Source organism: Burkholderia sp. EMB26 (assembly GCF_024730645.1).
GTDB classification, from domain to species: domain Bacteria; phylum Pseudomonadota; class Gammaproteobacteria; order Burkholderiales; family Burkholderiaceae; genus Burkholderia; species Burkholderia cenocepacia.
Map to the genome: position 1 here is coordinate 247,413 of NZ_CP078072.1, position 21,234 is coordinate 268,646.

The following is a 21,234-nucleotide window of genomic DNA, read 5'->3' on the forward strand; positions in this document are numbered from 1 at the left end:
GACGACGAAACGTCATCGGCCGGCCGTGGGCTCGGGACACCTCGACATCCCCTGGTCGAGCTTCTCCAGCAGAAACTCGGCGACGGCCGTCACCGCGGGCGGCAGCGGCGGGCGGCTCGTATAGACGAGCTGCAGCCCGAGCCCGGCGCCGGAGCGTTGGTAGGCCGGCAGCACGCGCGCCAGCTTGCCTTCGTCGATCGCCGCCGCGGCGAGCACCCGCGGCACCAGCGCGATGCCGAGGCCGGCGAGGCACGCCTGCATGACCACGCGCATGTCGTTGACCGAGAAACGGCTGTCGATCGAAATCTCCTGCGTGCCGCGCGGCCCCTGCAGGCGCCACATGCTGCGTCCCTGGCGGCTCGACACCGTGAGGCAATCGTGGTCGGCCAGCTCGCGCGGCGTGCGGGGCGTGCCGCGTCGTTCGAGATAAGCGGGGCTGGCGGCGAGGATCATCGTGCCCGGCGCGATCCGGCGCACGCGGAAGCTGCCGCCGGTCTCGATGCCGATGCGCAGTGCGAGGTCGATGCGCTCGGCGATCAGGTCGGACGGCGTGTCGTCGAGCAGGAAGTCGATGCTGATGCGCGGATGGCGCGCGTAGAACTCGGCCAGCCATTCCAGCTTGATCACTTCGAACAGGCCGGCCATCGCCGCCACGCGCACGGTTCCGGCCGGTTCCTGCCCGTCCGCATGCTGCCGTTCGATCTCGAAGATCCGGTCGAGTGCCGGCGCGTAGCGCTCGAACAGCGCCAGGCCCTCGGTGCTCGGCGCCAGCTTGCGGGTCGAGCGATGCAGCAGGCGCGTGCCGATGTGCCCTTCGAACTGGTCGATGCGCCGACTCAGCGTATTGGCCGGCATGCGCAGGCGTCGTGCGGCCTCCGAAAAGCTGCCGGCGCGGACGACCTGGACGAACAGCGCGAGATCATTCAGATCGAGCATGGGATTACTCCAGAAATGGATTAATCAAATCCTGTTTATCCATCTAGTGTAAAGCCGAATCGATCTCCATACTGGTCTCACGCTACCGGCGAATCCATCCGTCTCAAGGAGAATCTGCATGAAACTGCTGCACATCGATTCGAGCATCCTCGGCCAGGGCTCGGTCAGCCGCGAACTGTCGGCGGAAATCGTCGCCCGCTTCCGCGCCCGCGATCCCGGCCTCACGGTCACGCACCTCGACCTCGCCGCCACGCCGCTCGGCCATCTGGCCGCCGAACACCTTGCCGCCGCGCAAGGCGCGCCGGTCGACGACGCGCTGAAGGCGGACGTCGAGATCGGCCAGCGCGCGCTTGAGGAATTCCTTGCGGCCGACATCGTTGTCATCGGCGCGCCGATGTACAACTTCGGCATCGCGTCGCAACTGAAGGCGTGGGTCGATCGCATCTCGGTGGCCGGCACGACATTTCGCTACGACGAAAACGGGCCGGTCGGCCTGTGCGGCGGCAAGAAGCTGGTCATCGCGTCGTCACGTGGTGGCGTGTACAGCGTCGGGTCGCCGTTCGCGTCGTTCGATCATCAGGAAACCTATCTGAGAGACGCGTTCGGTTTTCTCGGCATCACCGACATCACGTTCATTCGTGCCGAAGGCGTCGCGATGGGGGCGGACAAGCGCACGGGCGCGATTGCATCGGCGAAGGAAGCGGCAGCGGCCCTCGCGGCCTGACGCAATACGCCGGATACCGGCCACCGGAGAACCGATGTTGAATACCCTCGATTCCGTTCCCTCGACCACCGTCGCCGGCCGTCGTGTCGTGTTCCGCACGCGCGGCAACGCGCACGGGCCGGTCGTCCGCATGGTCAGCCCGTCCGACGTGGGCGAGATGATCAAGCCGTTCGTGTTCCTCGACCTGATCGATACGCGGGCGCCGCTCGGCAAGCCGGCCTTCGGCTGGCATCCGCATTCGGGCATCGCCACGCTGACGCTCATGCTCGACGGGCACGGCACCTATGTGGAATCGACGGGCCACGAAGGCCCGATAGGGGCCGGCGACATCGAATGGATGAGCGCGGGGCGCGGCGTCTGGCATACGGGTTCCGTGGTGCCGCCGGTCAAGGCGTTCCAGCTGTGGGTGGCGTTGCCGCCGGGGCGCGAGCTGGCGCCGGCGTTCAGTCAGCACCTGTCGATCGACGACATCCCGACGGACGGGCCGGCCCGCGTGCTGCTCGGCCGCCACGGCGACGCGGTCAGCTCGGTCGATGCGCCGCCGGGCATCAACTACGTCGTCGTGCAGTTGAAGGCGGGTGAGCGCTGGACCTGCCGGCCGCCGCAGGGCCACCGGGTCGGCTGGACCGCCGTGATGGACGGCCGCCTGCGCACGCCGGACCCGGTCGGGCGGGGCGAGCTGGTCGTGTTCGACGCGTCCGACGCGCCGATCGAATTCGAGGCCGTGACCGACGCGCGCTTCGTGGTCGGTACGGCGATTCCGCATCCGCACGATCTTCATCTGGGCGCCTACTCGGTGCACACGAGCGCCGCCGCGTTGGTGGAAGGCGAGCGCGAAATCGGGCGTATCGGCCGTGAACTGCGCGCCAGGGGCGTGATGCGCTGATGCTTTCGTCATCGTCGATATCCGGCCTCCGTTCAAGGCGGCCGGCGTGCCGAGACGCCACGCCCGCGGGGTGTCGCGCTTAGGTGTTTATACGTATGCCGATTCCGACATCGGCTCAATCCAATATTTCATTGGAAGGTTATCGGACTTGTTTCTAGACTGATGCGGGGCCTGTATACCGCGCCGGCCGAACACGCCGGCCGGCGCAGCCCGATCCGCGCCAGCGCCACGCAGAAACACAACAGCGCCGCGGCACACAACGACATCATCGGAGACGGACCATGACATTCATCAGGAAGCTGGCGGCCGGCGCGATCGTCGCCGCGGCGACGGTGCTGGCAGGCGGCGCGCACGCGCAGCAAAAGCCGATCACGCTCGGGTTCTCGCAGGTCGGCGCGGAAAGCGCATGGCGCACCGCGAACACCGTGTCGGTGAAGAGCGCGGCGAAGGACGCCGGCATCAACCTGAAGTTTTCCGACGCGCAGCAGAAACAGGAGAACCAGATTCGCGCGATCCGCTCGTTCATCGCGCAGAAGGTCGACGTGATCGCGTTCTCGCCGGTCGTCGAATCGGGCTGGGAGCCGGTGCTGACCGAAGCGAAGGCCGCGCATATCCCGGTGATCCTGACCGACCGCGGCGTCGACGTGAAGGACCCGTCGCTGTACGTGACGATGATCGGCTCCGACTTCCTCGAGGAAGGGCGGCGCGCCGGCCACTGGCTGGAAGAGCGCTACAGGAACGACGCGGGCCCGATCAACATCGTCGAGCTGCAGGGCACGGTCGGTTCCGCGCCGGCCAACGACCGCCGCGCGGGCCTGCTCGAAGTGATCAAGAACAATCCGAAATTCAAGGTGATCGCGTCGCAAAGCGGCGACTTCACGCTCGCCGGCGGCAAGCAGGTGATGGAAGCATTCGCGAAGACCTACGGCAAGCAGATCAACGTCGTCTACGCGCACAACGACGACATGGCGCTCGGCGCGATCCAGGCGATGGAAGAGGCCGGCATCAAGCCCGGCAAGGACGTGAGCGTCGTGTCGTTCGACGCGACCAAGGGCGGCTTCCAGGCGATGGTCGCGGGCAAGATCAACGTCGACGTCGAATGCAGCCCGCTGCTCGGCCCGCAGCTGATGACCGCGGTGAAGGACGTCGTCGCCGGCAAGCAGTTGCCCAAGCGCATCGTGACCAACGAAACGGTGTTTCCGATGAACGTCGCGGCGCAGGTGCTGCCGACCCGCAAGTACTGACCTGTCCGCCCGGACGGCGGCCTGGCGGCCACCGTCCGGGGACGCTTCGAGGGAGGCTGCATGCAGAGTTCGCCGGTGGTCGAGATGATCGGCATCGACAAGTCATTTCCGGGCGTCAGCGCGCTGCAGCGCGTCGACTTCCGGCTGTTTCCGGGTGAGATCCACGCGCTGATGGGCCAGAACGGCGCGGGCAAGTCGACGCTGATCAACGTGCTCACCGGCGTGCATGCGCACGATGCGGGCGAGATTCGCGTCGGCGGCGCGCCGGTGAACTTCGCCGCGCCGCGCGAGGCCGAGGCGGCTGGCATCCAGACGCTCTATCAGGAAGTGAACCTGTGCGCGAACCTGTCGGTTGCCGAGAACATCTTCGCGGGCCGGCAGCCGATGCGGCGCGGCGCGATCGACTGGAAGACGATCCATGTGCGCTCGCGCGACGCGCTCGCCGAACTCGACCTGGCGCTCGACGTCACGCGCTCGCTCGATTCATATCCGATCGCGGTGCAGCAGATGGTCGCGATCGCGCGCGCGGTGTCGGTCGACGCACGCGTGCTGATCCTCGACGAGCCGACCTCGAGCCTCGACGACGGCGAGGTCGCGCGGCTGTTCGACGTGCTGCGCCGGCTGAAGGCGTCGGGCATCGCGATCCTGTTCGTCACGCACTTTCTCGAGCAGACCTATGCGGTGTCCGACCGGATCACCGTGATGCGCAACGGCGAGCGCGAAGGCGAGTATCTCGCGCGCGACCTGCCGGTCGACCTGCTGGTCGCGAAGATGACCGGCCGCGAGCGCATGTCCGAGACGCTGCAGGCGGGCGCCGCGGCGGTCGAGCGCGACACCGCGACCCCCGCGCCGTTCCTGTCGATGCAGCAGGTCGGCCGGCGCGGGATGATGAGCGCGCTCGATCTGGACATGCGCCCCGGCGAGATCGTCGGGCTGGCCGGGCTGCTCGGCTCGGGCCGCACCGAAACCGCGCAACTGGCGTTCGCCGCCGCGCGCCCCGATACCGGTGCGATCGAGATCGGCGGCGCGCGCACGCGGCTCGCATCGCCGCACGATGCGGTGCGCCACGGCATCGCGTACTGCCCGGAGGACCGCAAGAAGGAGGGCATCGTCGCCGCGCTGTCGATCCGCGAGAACATCGTCCTCGCGCTGCAGGCGCGGCGCGGCTGGTGGCGGCTGATCGGGCGGGCGCGCCAGCGCGAGATCGCCGACACGTACATCGCCCGGCTCGGCATCAAGGCGCGCGACGCGGAGCAGCCGATCGGGCTGCTGTCGGGCGGCAACCAGCAGAAGGTGCTGCTCGCGCGCTGGCTCGCGACGGACCCGAAGCTGCTGATTCTCGACGAGCCGACGCGCGGCATCGACGTCGCCGCGAAATTCGACATCATGGAGCGTGTGCTCGCGCTGTGCGCGCAGGGGCTCGCGATCCTGTTCATCTCGTCGGAGATCGGCGAGGTCGTACGCGTGAGCCACCGGATCGCGGTGCTGCGCGACCGCCGCAAGGTCGCCGAATTGACGGGCGCCGATGCGTCCGAGGAGCAGGTTTACCGGTTGATCGCGGGAGGCCAGTCATGACGCGGTTACGCACGCTGTTTCGTCATCCGCTCGCGTGGCCGGTGCTGACGCTCGCGCTGCTGTTCGCGCTGGACGTCGCGCATCGCCCGGGCTTCCTGTCGATCGCATTGCTCGACGGCCACCTGTTCGGCGCGCCGATCGACATCCTCAATCGCGCGGCGCCGCTCGTGATCGTGTCGCTCGGGATGACGCTCGTGATCGCGACGCGCGGGATCGACATCTCGGTGGGCGCGATCGTCGCGATCGCCGGCGCGGCGGCCGCGATCGTGCTCGAGGCGGATCCGTCGCGGGTCGGCATGGCGCTGGCCGCCGCGCTCGGCGTCGGGCTGCTGGCCGGCGCGTGGAACGGGCTGCTGGTCGCATTCGTCGGGATGCAGCCGATCATCGCGACGCTGATCCTGATGGTCGCGGGGCGCGGCGTCGCGCAACTGCTGACGGGCGGCCAGATCATCCCGATCGGCGCGCCCGGCTATCTCGCGCTCGGCGGCGGCTATCTCGCGACCGTGCCGTGCGCGGTGTGGATCGCGCTCGCGACGATCGGGGCGACCGCGCTGCTGGTGAACCGCACGGCGCTCGGGCTGTTCATTCGCGCGATCGGCGTGAACCCGGTCGCGACGCGGCTCGTCGGGCTGCGTTCGGGCGCGGTCGTGTTCGGCGTGTATCTGTGCTCGGGCGTGATGTCGGCGCTCGCGGGCATCCTCGCCAGTTCGAACGTGCGCAGCGCCGACGGCAACAACGCGGGGCTGCTGCTCGAACTCGACGCGATCCTCGCGGTGACGCTCGGCGGCACGTCGCTGCTCGGCGGCCGCTTCAGTCTCGCGGGCTCGGTGCTCGGCGCGCTGATCATCCAGACGCTCACCTACACGACCTACTCGATCGGCGTGCCGCCGGAGGCGACGCTCGTCGTCAAGGCGGTCGTCGTGATCGTCGTGACGCTGATCCAGTCGGACGCGGCGCGCGCGCTGCTGGTCCGGCACGCGTCGCGGCTGCTGCCTTCCGCGCGATCGCGCGCCACCACCACCGGAGCGACGCCGCGATGACCCGTTTCCTTGGCCGCCTCGCCGATCCGCGCACGCTGCCGATCGTCGTGACGATCGTGCTGTTCGTCGCGCTGTTCGGTTTCGGGTCCGTGATGTACACGGGCTTTTTCTCGATGCAGGTGCTGACCGGGCTGCTCGTCGACAACGCGTTCCTGCTGATCGTCGCGATCGGGATGACGTTCGTGATCGTATCCGGCGGCATCGACCTGTCGGTCGGCTCGGTCGTTGCGCTGACAACGATCTTCTGCGCGGTGGGCGCCGAACGGCTGCACTGGCCGGTATGGGTGATCGTGCCGCTCGTGCTCGCATTCGGCGCGCTGTACGGCGCCGCGATGGGCGCGCTGATCCACTATTTCCGGCTGCAGCCGTTCATCGTCACGCTCGCCGGCATGTTTCTCGCGCGCGGCGCCTGCTTCCTGATCACGACGCAGTCGATCACGATCAACCAGCCGGCGTTTCATGCGATCGCCGGCATCAGCGTGCCGGTCGGCGGCGGCACGCTGAGCGCCGGGGCGCTGATCGCGCTCGCGACGCTGGCCGTCGCGATCTACGTCGCGCATTTCACGCGCTTCGGTCGCAACGTGTATGCGGTCGGCGGCAACGAACGCTCGGCGCTGCTGATGGGCTTGCCGGTCGCGCGCACGAAGATCGGCGTCTACGCGCTGAGCGGCTTTTGTTCGGCGCTCGGCGGCGTGGTGTTCACGCTGTACGTGCTGTCGGGGTACGGGTTGCAGGCGCAGGGAATGGAGCTCGACGCGATCGCCGCGACCGTGATCGGCGGCACGCTGCTGACGGGCGGCGTGGGCTACGTGATCGGTTCGGTGTTCGGGGTCGGCATTCTCGGCACGATCCAGGTGCTGATCACGTTCGACGGCACGCTGAGTTCGTGGTGGACGCGGATCGTGATCGGCGCGCTGCTGTGCGTGTTCTGCGTGCTGCAGCGGGTCATCGAGCGGCATGCGACGCGGCGGCGTACCGGCGGCACCGGGCTCGGCGCGCGGCGGCCGACGCGCGATACTGCCCCCGCGCGGCCGGCGCCGCCGGAAGAGGACATCGCGCTGGTCTCGACGATGCGGCGGTCGTAGTGCGACCGCGCCCCCTTTGCGCGAGGAGAACGGCATGAAGCGTGATGACATGACGGCGGGCGTGGCCGATACGCTGGCTATCGAGCACGGCCGCCGGCCGCTGCTCGACCTGGGCGACGCGCGCGACTGCCGGATCGTGGCCGATGCGCTGCGGGTGCTGCTGCGCGAACGTTCCGAAGCGCTGGCGTTCGCGATGCGCGTGGCCGACGAGCATGGTCGCCCGCGCCCGGATGCCGGCGAATTCGGCCTGACCGACATCATTCGGCTGACCCGCGTGGTCGAGCGGGCCGATCGGCAGCGCGAGCGTACCGCGGTGAAATGACGCGTACGGGTTCGCGCCGTCAGGCCGGCCCGGTCGCGTCCGTCTCGGTGTCGAAGGACGTATCCGCGACGCGCGTGCGTTTCAGCGAGCCGGCCAGTTTTTCGATCGCGTGCAAGTCCAGTGCGTCGAGGTGCGCGCGCATTTCGTGTACGAACGGCGCGTGATCCGGCTCGTCCACATACTGGCCGAGCCATTCCTCGATATCGGTCAGCCGGCCTTCGCCGGCGAGCGCGATCAGTTCCGCGAGTGCATCGGCGGGCGGGCTGCGCATCGCGGGCGCGGCGCGGGCCGGCTGCGCTTCGTCGGCCGGATGAAACCGCCTGACGAGCCCCGACGCCGGTGCGAGCGCATGGCCGAGGGCCGGCGCGACGACCGCGAACGAGAACGACGTGCCGACGCCCGGCTGGCTCGCGACGGCCAGCTCGCCGCCCATCGCGGCGACGATCCGCTGCGCGATGAACAGGCCGAGCCCGGTGCCGCCGTTCACGGCCTGCACCTGCTGGTACGCGCGGAAGATGTCGGTGGTCGCGGTGATGTCGATGCCGATGCCCGTATCGGCGACCTCGAACAGCAGGCGCCACGCGTCGCCTTCGCGCGACGCGTGAACCGACAGCGTGACCGTGCCGCTGCGCGTGAATTTCGATGCGTTGGACAGCAGGTTCAACAGCACCTGTTGCAGCCGGATGCCGTCGATCAGCACCGTGCGCGGCAGCGCCGTGACCGGTTGGTAGACGAACCGGTTGTCCTGCTGCGCGCACAGCGCGAGCGCGTAGTGGCCGATGTCGTCCAGCAGCCCGGGCAGGTCGGTGCGGTCGGGCGCGACGCCGAGCGGCTGCAGTTCGGCCTTCGTGAACGCGAGCAATTCGTCGATCAGCGCGAGCTGGTAGCGGATGCTGCGGTCGATCGACCGGATCAGCCGCGCCTGGCCGCGCGTCGCGCCTTGCAGCAGCAGTTTCGCATAGCCGTTGATCGTCGACAGCGGCGCGCGCAGGTCGTGGCTGACATAGCCGAGCGTCTCGATCTTCTGCTGCAGGTGCGTCTTCGACTGTTGCAACGCATCGTTGAGCGCCACCGTGCGCCGCGCGACTTCGTCGCGCAGCCGGTCCTGTTCGGTGAGCTGCCAGTGTTCGAGCCGCTTGCGCGCCTCGGTGCGTTGTTTGCCCACGTGGTGAATCCACGCGGCCAGCACCAGCAGGTGCGTCGCGAGCCCGATGATCGCGATGACGGGGTTCGGAAAGACGTCGGACCGGATCCATGACAGCACGGACGGCAACGCGTCGCGGCCATCGAGCATGCGGATCAGCATGTTGAACGTCGCGAACGCGACCGCGATCAGCATCACGCGGCCCGTCGGCGTGCGCCGGATCACGAGCATCAGCGCCAGGCTGATGTTGACGATCGCGAGCGCGGTGTTCAGCCACAGGCAGAACCGTGCGAAGGTCCCCAGATCGCCGAACGCCGCGCCGGCGATTCCCGCGCATTCGAGCGCGAGAAATACCACGTACACCGCGCGCATCGGAATCTTCGCCTTCTCGCGATGCGCGACCATCAGGATGAAGACGATGAAGCACGCGACCGACAGGTACGCGAAGATCGTTTCGCCGCGCGTCGACCATTCTCGGGCGGCGGGGGACAGGGCCATCGCGAGATAGCCACGGTACGCGGCTTCGAACAGCGCGGTGTTCAGGGTCAGCACGGCCAGCACGTGGAACACGCCGCTGCGCGAGAAAAAGCCGATCAGCAGCGCGCACCAGACGAGTGCAAGCAGCCCGCCGAAGAAGCCGAAGTTCCACATCGACGCGTGCAACTCCTGCGCGATCCACGCGTCGCGGGTGAACGCGATCGGCGCGAGCCGCATTTCCTTGCGCGACGTGATGCGGATCAGCACGGGGAGCTGTTCGCCCGCGTGCAGCGTGACGTCGAGGGTCGGGTAGCGCGACGGCGCCTCGCGCGCGTCGCCGCGATCGGCCGGGAAGCTGTGGTCGGGCAGCCAGCGACCGTGCCGCTCGACATAGAAGTCGGCCCGGTCGACGCGCGCATCGCGAATCGCCAGCACCAGCGGACGCGTTTCGCTGTCGCGATTGATCAGTGTCGCGCGGACCCACCACGCCGAGCGCGAAAACGTCACGTTGAACGACGGGCGGGATGCCGTGGCCGCGTCGCGGCGCGCATCGTCGAGCCGGGCGGCCACGTCGGCGACGGACAGCGTCGTGCCGGCGTCTTCGAAGACCGCGACGGCTTCGAGTTGCGCGGGATTCGGCGCCGTTGCGGCACGAGCCGTCGCGCACGTGACGGCCAGCGCCGCCAGCAGCAGGAGCAATCCGCGACATCCCGCTGCCCATGCCGCGTATTGCCTACGCATCGCCGTGGTGCCCCCCGGGTGCGGCCGGCGCGCCGACCGCGTGGCGCTGGCGCCGCCAGTCGGACGGCGTGATGCCGAAGCGTTCGCGGAACGCCGTCGCGAAATTGCCGGGCGTGGAGAAGCCGATTTCCTCGGCGATGTCGCCGATCCCCATCGACGTTTCCGACAGGAAGTGCATCGCGGCGCGCAGCCGCGTGTCGCGCAGGTACTCGAACACGGTCTGGCCGAGATGATCGCGGAACACGCGCGACAGCCGCTTTTCGTGCGTGCCGACCTGCCGGGCGAGTTCCTCGAGCGCCGGCGGATGGCGCAGGTCGCGCAGCAGCACGTCGCTCGCGGCGCGCACGAGCGCCGCGTCGGGGTTGTCGGGCAATTCGGGCAGATGCGCGAACGGCTGGCTGCGCCGCCCGCGCTTCAGGTGATTGCGGATGCGCGCGATGACTTCCGCCGGTTCGAACGGCTTGACGATGTAGTCGAGCGCCCCCGTTTCGAGCCCCGCGATGCGATCCTCGAGATCGCCGGCGGCCGTCAGGATGATCACCGGAATGGATTGCGTCGACGGGGTCGACGCCAGCAGCCGGCTCGCGGCGAAGCCGTCCATGCGCGGCATGCGCACGTCCATCAGGATCAGGTCGGGCGCGATGGCCTGCGCGCGGTGATAGGCCTGCAGCCCGTCGAACGCGACGCTGATCCGGCACTGCGCGGCGCGCAGGATTTCGGTCAGGAGCCGCAGGTCGTTCGGGCGATCGTCGACGATGAGGATATGTGCGCCAGCGAGATCCGGCGTGGTGCGTGGCGACGCCGAACTGGACAAGCGGGATGGCATGGTTGCGAACGCGTTGGAAGGGAATGGCCTGTCAGGTCGGAGGCATCGCTATCTGCACGATTGTTGCAAAAAATTATATGCCGACAACAGTATCGCCTGTGAGGATTCCGTGCGGCGCGTGTGGACTTGTCGGGCGGGCGCGGGAACGGCCCGGCGAGGTGGTTCGCTGCCGACGAAATGATTCGGAAAAATGTGCCGAATCGATTTTGATAATTCCGGTCTTTATTTCCGGTCATATGGACTGGTGGAATCGAAATGGCCCGAATGATGAATTTGTGAGCGTGCTGTCGAAATTCGATGGTGCGGTCTGAATTGAATCTGCTAATTCATTGTCGTGGTGATTAAGTTTTCGTTGATGTCGCGGGGATATTCCGCTTTCCGGAAAATCGAATTTCCTGCGAATGTGTATGAATGTAAATGCTGTCCGCTCGGGAAAAGGATTTGTCCGCTGCGGAAAAGGTTTGTTTGAGCGAATGCCGGCACACTAGCCCCGACGCGGCTGGAATCGGTTCTTTCCCCGACTCCGGTTGCCACGAAAATTGCTGTTTCCGTCGCCTCCATGGCAGCCGATATTCAATGTCACATTGAATGATGGCATTCTCATATGATGAGAGGGCGATGACAAAAGAATAACAGGCACGAGGGTAATGAAAACGTCATGATTCGTGAAATGCTAGATATACAAGGCGAATCGAGAAATGACGGCGTGGGTGTGGGTGAAAGGCATCGAGCGAGAAGAAATCGTCAAGCAAATTCGATCGATTAATTCGATGCCGGGGTCGTTCGTCGAGTAGCCGGTTTTTTCCGGAAATCCGGAAAAACGGGTCGCCCGCCGGACGGAAAGGGGTGAGTGGTTTCGCGTGGGCCGCCGGGCGGTTTGATCGATCCGAAGGCCGTGCGCGGCGCTCTATCGAATCAGGCGGATACGAAAAATATGAATACGACAAGCATGGCAGGTCAGGGCCTCGGGTCGATCGATCCGGTGCCGGCTGTCAGCGTCAGCGATCCGGCGGCGCATGCTTCAGACCCGGGGACAGCATGGCGCCTTTCGCCGCCTGAATGACACATGACGGGCCGCCCGCGATGCGGGCCGGCCTCCGTTCGTCCAGCGTCCGAGCGACGCTTTTCCGATGAGATTCGAAGTCGCCCGTCGGCGGGTGCGACGGTGGACGCGCGTGCGGTCTCGCAGCGCGGCATGCACCGTGTCGCCGCCGGGCCGGCGAAGTCGATTTCCATGAGCCGCTAGCCGGCGATCGTGATCGCGTGTCGTGCCGAACGGGCACGCGCGTCGATCGGCCGTGCCGTTGCGATGGTGTCGAGCGTGTCGAGCAACGCTGTTCGTAGTTTTTATTAGTAATGCGAAGTAGCAAGCGGAGCGTCGCGGGGCAGGCGAAAGCGGAGAGGGTCCGCGCCGCGCCTGATGTCGCGTTCGCTGTTGCGTCATCCAGCACATGAGAACCGAGGGAACACGAGATGAACAAGTCGTTCAAGTCGATCTGGAACGAAGCACTGGGAGCCTGGGTTGCGGCTTCGGAACTTGACCGGGCGCGCGGGAAGCGGGTGGCGTCGTCGAGAAGGGCGGCCGAGCACGTCGCGCAGGCGGGCGCCGCCGTGCGCCCGGGCGCGCATGCAGGGTTGTCCCCCCGGCGTATCGTGATGACGCTGGCGGCCGCGTATCTCGGGCTGTTTCAGGCCGGCGCGCACGCGCAGTATTCGGCGGGCGGCGGCTCCGCGACCGGCGGCGCCAGTTCGATCGCGGTCGGTAACGGTTCGGTGGCCACGCAGGTGAATTCCACCGCGTTCGGTAACCTGTCCACGGCGGCAGGCACATCAGCCACGGCACTGGGCCCGGGTGCGCACGCGATGGGTGACGGATCGACGGCCATCGGCATCAATGCGCAAGCGACCGGCGTCAACAGTGCATCGCTCGGCGTTCAGGCGATCGGATCGGGGAACTACTCGGTCGCGATCGGCAACCTGTCGAGCGCGACCCAAAGCGGTGCGGTGGCGATGGGCAGCGGCGCGGCGGCGACCGGCGTTTCCGCGGTCGGGCTCGGCAACAACGCGCTGGCTTCCGGCCAGTATGCGGCCGCGCTCGGTCTCGGCGCGAGCGCGGCCGGCGCGCAGAGCGTGGCGCTCGGCTATGCAACGCATGCAACCGACACCGGTGCGGTCGCCGTCGGCAACCAGGCGACGAGTTCGGGCGCGGCCGGCGTGGCCGTTGGCAGCGGTGCGCTGACGAGCGGTAATTCCGGCGTCGCGATGGGCGTCAACAGCGGGGCGAAGGGCACGTCGTCGATTGCGATCGGCTGGGGCGGCACCGCGGGCGTACCCGGGTCGGGCACGCAGTCGCTCGGTACGAGCTCGATCGCGATGGGCTCGAACACGACGGCCGGCGCGGACAATGCGCTGGCATTCGGCCTGAACGCGAACGCGTCGGGCGTCAGCTCGATCGCGATGGGCGTGCAATCGACCGCGACGGCGCTGTTCGGCGTCGCGCTCGGCAATCTCGCGCTCGCGACCGGCACGTCGGCAACCGCACTAGGCCCCGGCGCGACTGCATCCGCCGTCGGGGCAACCTCGATCGGCATCAACAGCGTGGCGGCGGCGGACTGGACCGTCGCGATCGGTGCGACCAACTCGGTCGCGGCCGGCGCGGGCGCCGGTTCGATCGCCGGCGGCAACAACTCGAAGGTGCTGGGCGGGACCGGCGCCGTGGCGCTCGGCCAGGGCCAGACCGTGAGCGGTGACGGCGCCGTCGCGATCGGCGATCCGAGCAGCGCGATCGGCACCGGTGCGGTCACGATGGGCTCGAACAACACCGCGAACGGCAACGGCGCGGTGGCGATCGGCAATACGAACAATGCGCAGGGCACGGGTTCGCTCGCACTCGGCAACACGTCGACCGCCGCAGCCGCGGGCGCGATCGCGTTCGGCGCGTCGGCCGTCGCGAACAATGCAAACGATGTCGCGCTCGGCTCCGGTTCAGTGACGGACGTGCCGCATCCGACGGCGACCGGTACGCTCGGCGGCGTCACGTACAACTACAACGGTACGAATCCGACGAGCGTCGTCAGCGTCGGCGCGGCGGGCACCGAGCGCCAGATCACCAACGTCGCGGCCGGGCGCGTCAATTCGGCGAGCACGGATGCGATCAACGGTTCGCAGCTTGCCGCGACGAACACGGCGCTCGATTCGCTGTCGACGTCGACGGCGTCGAGCATCACGTCGTTGTCGACCGGGGTTTCGTCGTTGTCGACGGGCCTGAGTTCGACCAACAGCGCGGTGACGTCGCTGTCCACGTCGACGTCGACGGGTATCAATTCGCTGTCCACCGGGTTGAGTTCGACCGACAGCGCGGTCACGTCGCTGTCCACGTCGACGTCCACGGGTATCGGTTCGTTGTCGACGGGCCTGAGTTCGACCAATAGCGCGGTGACGTCGCTGTCCACGTCGACGTCCACGGGCATCGGTTCGTTGTCCACCGGCCTCAGTTCGACCAACAGTTCGGTGACGTCGTTGTCCACGTCGACGTCGACGGGCATCAGCTCGTTGTCGACCGGCCTGAGTTCGACCAACAGCACGGTGACGTCGCTGTCGACGTCGACCTCGACGGGCATCAGCTCGCTGTCCACCGGCCTGTCGAGCACGAACAGTTCGATCACGTCGCTGTCGACCTCGACCTCGACCGTCGTCGGCTCGCTGTCCACCGGCCTCAGTTCGACGAACAGCAACCTGACGTCGCTGTCCACGTCGACGTCGACCGTCGTCGGCTCGTTGTCCACCGGCTTGAGCTCGACCAACAGCTCGATCACGTCGCTGTCCACGTCGACCTCGACGGTCGTCGGCTCGCTGTCGACCGGCCTGAGCTCGACGAACAGCAACCTGACCTCGCTGTCGACCGCCACGTCGACCGGGATCAGTTCGTTGTCGACGGGCCTGAGCTCGATCGCGAACAACAACACGAACCTCGGCAACAGCACGGCCGGCGCGATCGGCGGCGGCGCGACCTACGATCCGACCACCGGCACGATCTCGGCGCCGTCGTACGTGACCTACAACAGCGACGGGTCGACCACGATCAACAACAACGTCGGCTCGGCGATCGACAACATCAACGCGCACGGCATCAAGTATTTCCACGCGAATTCGACCGCGCCGGACAGCCAGGCCGTGGGCGTCGACAGCGTCGCGATCGGACCGAACGCGATTTCCAAGGTCGACGGCAGCATCGCGCTCGGCTCGGGCTCGGTGGCCGACCGCGCGGTAGTGCCGTCGTCGGGCGTCCTGCGCAACGGCAGCGCGTCGATCCCGTTCGACACGACCGACCAGACGCTGCTCGGCGCGGTGTCGGTCGGCGATGCGACGAACAAGACGTACCGCCAGATCACCAACGTCGCGGACGGCACCGGCCAGCAGGACGCGGTGACGGTGCGGCAGCTGACCGGCGCGCTGCAGTCGTTCGCGGTCACGGGCCAGAAGTACTTCCACGCGAATTCGACCGCGGCGGATTCGCTCGCGGCCGGCGCGGAATCGGTCGCGGTGGGGCCGACGACGGTCGTCAACGGCGACCACGGCGTGGGCATCGGCAACGGCGCGATCGTCGACCAGACCGCGCCGGGCGGCGTGGCGATCGGGCAGGCGGCGAGTTCCGCGCAGGCCGACGCGATCGCGCTGGGCAGCGGCGCGACGGCGACCGGCGCGCAGTCGGTCGCGCAGGGCGCCAACGCGGTGGCGGTCAGCGTGGGTAGCGTCGCGCTCGGCTCGGGTGCGCGCAGCACGGCGACCGATGCGCTCGCGCTCGGCGCCGGTGCGTCGGCGACGTTCGCGAACAGCGTCGCGCTGGGCGCCGGTTCGCTGACCACGGTCGGCGCGCTGACGAACTACGTCGCGTACGGGCTGAGCAGCCCGCAGTCGTCGGCCGGCGAAGTGAACGTCGGCAACCGGCAGATCACGGGGCTCGCGGCCGGCAAGAACGGTACGGATGCGGTGAACGTGTCGCAGCTCGATTCGATCGCGAACCAGTTGACGACGCTGATCGACCAGCGCACGACCAACCTCGGCGGGCAGTACACGACGAACCCGAACGGCGCGAACGTGCCGCCGGGCTCGACCGGGGCGAACTCGTCGGCGGGCGGTTCGGGCGCGGTGGCATCGGGCTCGAACAGCACGGCGGTCGGCAACAGTTCGCTCGCATCGGGCAACGGTTCTACGGCGATCGGCGTGGGCTCGACGGCATCGGGCAACAACTCGACCGCGCTCGGCACGGGCAGCAACGACGGCGGCCGCTCGAACGTGGTCGCGGTCGGCTCGGCCGATTCGGCGCGGCAGGTCGTGAACGTCGCGGCGGGCACGCAGGGCACGGACGCTGTGAACGTGAATCAGCTGAATGCGGTATCGAACCAGTTCACGCAGTCGCTGAACACGGTCAACAACCAGCTCACGCAGATGCAGCAGCAGATCCAGCAGACCGATTCGATGGCCCGCGAGGGGATCGCCGCGACCGCCGCGATGGCGTCGATTCCGCACATGGACCGCGATTCGAACTTCGCGATGGGGGTCGGCACGGCGACGTTCCAGGGCCAGAAGGCCATGGCGGTCGGCGTGCAGGCGCGCGTCACGGAGAACCTGAAGGCGACGCTGAACGGCGGTTTCGCCGGCAGCCAGCGCGTCGTCGGCGCGGGCATGCTGTATCAGTGGAAGTGATCGCGCGCAGCGGTTCGTTCCGGCACGCGCTGCCGGAGCGGACCGCGCCGAACGCAAACGTGCGCGGATGCGTCGCGACCTCGCGCCGCACGCGCCGTGCTCATCGCATTCTCGGAGTCATCAAGTGAAAAAACACCATCTTGTCCTGCTGGCGTCCGTCGTTTCCCTCACGGCCTGCTCGAGTGCGTCGGGGCCGACGTACAACGCATACGAACTGCAGTCGCGAAACGGCATCCGGACGTTCCAGGTCGACTGCCACGGCATCCTGTCGACCGCGAAGACCTGCATGAAGGTCGCGACGCGCATGTGCGGCAACGAACCCGTGCGCCTGGTCGACACCACCACGCCGTACCGCGACGGCGCCGATCCGCATTCGATCGTGTTCCAGTGCGGTGCGGCGCCCGCGCCGGCCGCCGCGGCTGTCGCGCCGGCGCCCGCGCCGGTCGAGAAGGTGAGCCTGACCGGCGATGCGTACTTCGCGACCGACTCGGCCGCGCTGACGCCCGCGGCCACCGCCGCGCTCGACAAGCTGCTGAACCAGCAAGGCGACCGCCATTTCGCGCGCGTGGAAGTGGACGGCTATACCGACGCGACCGGCTCGGATGCGCACAATCAGGCGCTGTCGAAGCGCCGGGCGGATGCGGTCGCCGGATATTTGCGCGAGCACGGGCTGAAAGCGGATTCGTTTGCCGCGAACGGTCACGGCGAAGCGAATCCGGCGGCATCGAACGATACGGTCGAAGGACGGGCGCGCAATCGTCGCGTGGAAATCTCGCTGCAGAAGTAGGGCGCTGCGACAAAATTGCCGCAAGCGTGGCCGTCGAAGCCTGGCGGCTCGCTTGCGGCGATGATGCACGACGCAGACGGCGGCGGGAGGGAAGATCCGTCGCTGCGTGTGCATGCGGAGTCCGTCGCCTGGCGACGACGCCCCGCATGCTGCCTTGCGTCCGGCACGTGGATCGCCATTCGCACCGGGCCGTGGATCGACGCTCAGTGCCTGATCACGCAGACGGCCACGATCTCGTAGCCCGGGTCGGCATGCGCGCTCGCGGCCTTCTCCGCTTCGTCATACGAACCAAAGGAGGCGGCATCCTCGATGGCCGGCGCCATGCCGATGTCGCCGTCTTCGGCGGTGCAGAGGAACTGCTCGCCGGTCTTCACGACATAGATGGACGTCATGATTCCCTCCAGGGTTTGCAGGGGGAAATTTCAGTCTAGCAGGCAGCAACGAAATCGGCGGCCGACGCGAATTCCGGCCGTCAATCGGGGCCGGTTCGTCGATTCGGCTCGCCGTGAAGGGCCGGATTCGCAGCCGTGGATCGGCGGGCGCGAAGCGGCGGCCGTGATGCGCGCGGCAGGGCGGAAAGCCGTGCACAATACGCGCATGCGAGCCCCCGATCTTGAATGCCTTGTCGCCGTCACCATGCCCTTCGGAAAATACAAGGGCCGACTCATCGCCGACCTGCCCGGCCCCTACCTCAACTGGCTGGCGCGCGAAGGGTTCCCGCGCGGCGAACTCGGCCGACAGCTCGCGCTCATGCACGAGATCGACCATAACGGCTTGCGGCACCTGCTGGAGCCGTTGCGCAAACCCGCGTAGCACGGCGTCGCGCCCAGCCGGTTGCCCGAACACGGTCCCGCGACTTCCTTCGCGTCCAACCGATCTGCGTGTTCAGGCGTTTTGCCCGCGCAGCAGCCACAGCGTCAATTCCCGGAGCTGATTGACCGTGACGCGTTCGCGCAGCAGGAACGTTCGCAGATACACCGCGCCGATGAGGCAGTGAAGCAACGGCATCGGGTCCGCATCCCTTTGCCACTCTCCCCGCTGCGTCGCGCGTTCGAAAATCTGCTGGACCGCGGAAAACCGGTTGGTCCACAGCCGGTGCAACTCGCTGGTGACGCCGGCGTCGTTGTAGGTGGCGAGCACGAACTGGATCGCCGACCGGCCCACCCCGGTGCGCAAGTAGCGCACGGTTGCCGACATGAGCGCGACGAGATCCGCGTGCAGCGAACCCCGATTGGGGATCACGATGTTCTCGGCAAAAAGCTCGAACACGGCCTCCATCACCAGCCCTTCCTTGCTCTTCCAGCGGCGATAGATCGAACTCTCGTTCACGCCGGAAAGCGCGGCGACCGCGCCGATGCTGAGCCGCTCGAAACCGGATTCCTGCAATTGGGCGATGGTTGCCGCGACCACGGCATCGCGGACGCGTGCGCTGCGGCCGCCAGGGCGGCGGCGACGCGATGGCGATTGTGGTTCGGCGGAATTGGGCATGAGCGGATTTTACACGCGGCGTCGAGGGCTGATGGCGGGACGTTCCATGTCGAACCCGTGCCCGACCGAGCCGGGACGGGCTCGCTTGCGGTAAACGCTAATGCAAGTTTACTTGCATTAGCGGGCGAGATGCGAAAACATGTCGTCTCGTTCGATAGCGCTCAGGAGGTTGAATTGAAATCGGTGACGTTTTTCAAAGCCGGGACAGAGGTAACCGGCGAAGACATCCTCAGGATGGAAGTCAAAAGGGCGCGGCACATGATGGCCCTGTTGATGGACAAGCTCGGGGCGGACGGCATGGTAAAGGTGTTCGCGAAGGAGATCGCGGCACACGAGGCGAACGAGCGGGACTGGTCGCGGCGCGCCAATGGTCGCTTCCGTTCGTCGGTGGCCGAGGCGCACGTCGCGGCGGGCGACGGTGCGGCGTTCATCAAGTGGTTCTGGGACGGCTACCGCGGCCCGAACAGCGCCGCGATGCTGCGCGCTCACCCCGAACATCTCGGCGCGCTATCGCTTCCCGGCGAGCGCGTGGGCATTCTCGAAGTGCCGGGTCATACGCAGTTCCCCGCGTTGCTGAAGTTCCGACATCTGGACGACTGGAGCGGTGTCCCGATCGAACTGGCGCCCGATATGCCGCATCGCATGATGGGGCGAATCGAGTCGATCGACGGGGAGACGGTCGGGTATCTGCTGCATCAATTCAGGGATACGTCGCCGGGGTTCGATGCACGGCTGGAAATTTTCTGGCCGTCGACCACGCCGGACGACTTGATTCGCGGTCACGCGGACCACCTGATGGTCGAGTGGTACAACTGGTTCGAGCTCTACGCCCTCACGCGGACGCAACCGGACGACTTGATGCCGTTGGCCTTTTCCGTGAACGCATGACTTTCCGCGGGCTCGCCCGTTGCGGGCGGGCAGTCCAGCGCAGCGCCGTCATGTTTCGTCACGCTTTCAGTGGCAGGGCAGTATCGATGCATATCGATATGGATGACTGATAAAACGACGGATCGATATCGCCAGGATGGCTTTCGTCGTGTGTCGCGCATAAGTTTTTTTAAGAATATTAATAAGCATACCTATTAAATTAAAGGAGATATCGGATCATGAATCGGAAAAGGGGAGGCGGTTCGCTCATGCGGATGCAGGCGGCAGCCGCCATGTTGGTGGTCGGCGCGAGTGCGCATGCGCAAAGTACGGTCACGCTGTACGGCGTCGTCGATGCCGGTGTCATGTACACGAGTCGCAGCTTCGACGCGGGAACCGGGACGAACGGCGCCCATCGGATCTCGATGGCGGACGGCGGGATGTCCGGCTCCCACTTCGGGATAACCGGCGTAGAAGATCTCGGCGCAGGCACCAAGGCGATCTTTACGCTGGAAAGCGGTTTCACCATGAACAACGGCGCGCTGGGCAATTCGAACGGCAACCTGTTCGGACGACAGGCGTTCGTCGGCCTTTCGGGACGATTCGGGACCGTCAAGGCCGGCATGCAGTACTCGCCGTTCGGGCTTGCGATCGTCGACACGGACGCGCGGCACGCATCGTTCTTCGGCAGTCAGGCCGGCATCTACATGGGCAATTTTTTTGCGACGGGCATCTTCGTCGCCAATGCCGTGTCGTATACGAGCCCGACCGTGGCCGGTCTCCAGGCGAGCGCGCTGCTGGCGCTGGGCGGCGATCCCGGAAAATTTCAGGCCGGCCGTCAATACGCGGCGCGCTTGAGATACGCGTGGCGAAACTTGGTGGCCAACGCGGCGCTCTTCAGCGGCAATCCCGGCGGTTCGGCGAGTACGTCCACGCCGTTTCCATCGACGGTCGAATTCGCGGGCCGCACGATCGGCGCGGCGTACACGTGGGGCGCCGCGACGTTGAAGGGCTCGTATACGAGCTACAAGATCGCCCATTCCTTCAACGAGAAGGTGTACTCGGTCGGCGGCGAGTATTTGATCACGCCCGCGCTGTCCACCGACGCGGGTGTCTGGTACATGCGGGACAGCAACGATCCGGCCAGCCATGCGCTGCTGACGTCCGCCGGGCTGTACTACTTCCTGTCGAAGCGAACGACGTTGTATGGCGCCGCGGCCTTCGTGAACAACCATGGGTCGATGCATACGGGGTTCACGGTGAACGGCGCGCTCTACGCGCCGACCGGCGGCAGCGCCAGTTTCGTCGTTGGTGCGCGGCATCTCTTTTGAGCGCTGCGCGTCCGTCACGAATGGAAATCGCCGCGAGCGGCATGGCTCGCGGCGA

Annotated in this window: 18 protein-coding genes; 13 read left to right on the top strand and 5 right to left on the bottom strand. The window is 67.1% G+C overall.

Annotated elements, in window-relative coordinates; genetic code table 11:
* Positions 1–12: 12 nt before the first annotated feature.
* On the bottom strand, positions 13–936 hold the full coding sequence (locus KU887_RS31510) for a LysR family transcriptional regulator (protein ID WP_006498023.1): 924 nt from the start codon (positions 934–936) through the stop codon (positions 13–15).
* Between the two features lie 118 nt (positions 937–1,054).
* Between KU887_RS31510 and KU887_RS31515 the strand changes: the two genes are divergently transcribed.
* The 7 genes from KU887_RS31515 (at position 1,055) to KU887_RS31545 (ending at position 7,812) form a co-directional block, all read left to right on the top strand.
* Positions 1,055–1,660, top strand: a complete 606-nt coding sequence (locus KU887_RS31515; protein WP_006498024.1) for an FMN-dependent NADH-azoreductase — start codon at positions 1,055–1,057, stop codon at positions 1,658–1,660.
* A 34-nt stretch (positions 1,661–1,694) separates the two neighbouring features.
* Positions 1,695–2,546 (top strand): pirin family protein, encoded by an 852-nt coding sequence (locus KU887_RS31520; protein ID WP_034203973.1) that lies wholly within the window; start codon positions 1,695–1,697, stop codon positions 2,544–2,546.
* A 281-nt stretch (positions 2,547–2,827) separates the two neighbouring features.
* Positions 2,828–3,790: an ABC transporter substrate-binding protein gene (locus KU887_RS31525; RefSeq protein WP_258258763.1), complete on the top strand. Its 963-nt coding sequence runs from the start codon at positions 2,828–2,830 to the stop codon at positions 3,788–3,790.
* Positions 3,791–3,850: 60 nt separating this feature from the next.
* A complete protein-coding gene (locus KU887_RS31530) occupies positions 3,851–5,365 on the top strand; it encodes a sugar ABC transporter ATP-binding protein (protein ID WP_258258766.1) in 1,515 nt (504 codons plus the stop codon).
* On the top strand, positions 5,362–6,405 hold the full coding sequence (locus KU887_RS31535; RefSeq protein WP_062911490.1) for an ABC transporter permease: 1,044 nt from the start codon (positions 5,362–5,364) through the stop codon (positions 6,403–6,405). Before KU887_RS31530 ends, KU887_RS31535 begins: the two co-directional genes overlap by 4 nt.
* On the top strand, positions 6,402–7,490 hold the full coding sequence (gene yjfF, locus KU887_RS31540; protein ID WP_258258767.1) for a galactofuranose ABC transporter, permease protein YjfF: 1,089 nt from the start codon (positions 6,402–6,404) through the stop codon (positions 7,488–7,490). The genes KU887_RS31535 and yjfF overlap by 4 nt, the downstream gene beginning before the upstream one ends.
* 16 nt (positions 7,491–7,506) lie before the next feature.
* Positions 7,507–7,812, top strand: a complete 306-nt coding sequence (locus KU887_RS31545; protein ID WP_226244984.1) for a hypothetical protein — start codon at positions 7,507–7,509, stop codon at positions 7,810–7,812.
* A gap of 19 nt (positions 7,813–7,831) precedes the next feature.
* On the opposite strand, the gene KU887_RS31550 is transcribed toward KU887_RS31545, so the two are convergent.
* Entirely contained in the window at positions 7,832–10,174 is a 2,343-nt protein-coding gene (locus tag KU887_RS31550) for a sensor histidine kinase (RefSeq protein WP_196432737.1), read from the bottom strand.
* Positions 10,167–11,000 carry a response regulator gene (locus tag KU887_RS31555; protein WP_006498031.1) on the bottom strand — a complete coding sequence of 278 codons (834 nt, stop codon included), beginning with the start codon at positions 10,998–11,000 and terminating at the stop codon, positions 10,167–10,169. Before KU887_RS31555 ends, KU887_RS31550 begins: the two co-directional genes overlap by 8 nt.
* Before the next feature lie 23 nt (positions 11,001–11,023).
* Between KU887_RS31555 and KU887_RS31560 the strand changes: the two genes are divergently transcribed.
* From KU887_RS31560 to KU887_RS31570, 3 genes are all read left to right on the top strand, one after another.
* Positions 11,024–11,311, top strand: a complete 288-nt coding sequence (locus tag KU887_RS31560) for a hypothetical protein (protein ID WP_143280891.1) — start codon at positions 11,024–11,026, stop codon at positions 11,309–11,311.
* Positions 11,312–12,473: 1,162 nt separating this feature from the next.
* Positions 12,474–16,706, top strand: coding sequence for a YadA-like family protein (locus KU887_RS31565; RefSeq protein WP_258258770.1), 4,233 nt, complete (start codon positions 12,474–12,476; stop codon positions 16,704–16,706).
* 124 nt (positions 16,707–16,830) lie between these two features.
* Positions 16,831–17,493 (top strand): OmpA family protein, encoded by a 663-nt coding sequence (locus KU887_RS31570; RefSeq protein ID WP_006498034.1) that lies wholly within the window; start codon positions 16,831–16,833, stop codon positions 17,491–17,493.
* Between the two features lie 203 nt (positions 17,494–17,696).
* Here KU887_RS31570 and KU887_RS31575 read toward each other — a convergent pair whose 3' ends face one another.
* Complete coding sequence (locus KU887_RS31575; protein WP_006498035.1) at positions 17,697–17,885, bottom strand: hypothetical protein; 189 nt, start codon at positions 17,883–17,885, stop codon at positions 17,697–17,699.
* A 205-nt stretch (positions 17,886–18,090) separates the two neighbouring features.
* On the opposite strand from KU887_RS31575, the gene KU887_RS31580 reads away from it, so the two are divergent.
* Positions 18,091–18,306, top strand: a complete 216-nt coding sequence (locus KU887_RS31580) for a DUF3820 family protein (RefSeq protein ID WP_058903869.1) — start codon at positions 18,091–18,093, stop codon at positions 18,304–18,306.
* A 72-nt stretch (positions 18,307–18,378) separates the two neighbouring features.
* On the opposite strand, the gene KU887_RS31585 is transcribed toward KU887_RS31580, so the two are convergent.
* On the bottom strand, positions 18,379–18,981 hold the full coding sequence (locus KU887_RS31585) for a TetR/AcrR family transcriptional regulator (RefSeq protein WP_058903870.1): 603 nt from the start codon (positions 18,979–18,981) through the stop codon (positions 18,379–18,381).
* Between the two features lie 183 nt (positions 18,982–19,164).
* Here KU887_RS31585 and KU887_RS31590 point away from each other — a divergent pair, with 183 nt between their 5' ends.
* Both KU887_RS31590 and KU887_RS31595 read left to right on the top strand, forming a co-directional pair.
* On the top strand, positions 19,165–19,869 hold the full coding sequence (locus KU887_RS31590; protein WP_230204669.1) for a hypothetical protein: 705 nt from the start codon (positions 19,165–19,167) through the stop codon (positions 19,867–19,869).
* A 248-nt stretch (positions 19,870–20,117) separates the two neighbouring features.
* Positions 20,118–21,179, top strand: coding sequence for a porin (locus KU887_RS31595; protein WP_058903872.1), 1,062 nt, complete (start codon positions 20,118–20,120; stop codon positions 21,177–21,179).
* Positions 21,180–21,234 lie beyond the last annotated feature (55 nt).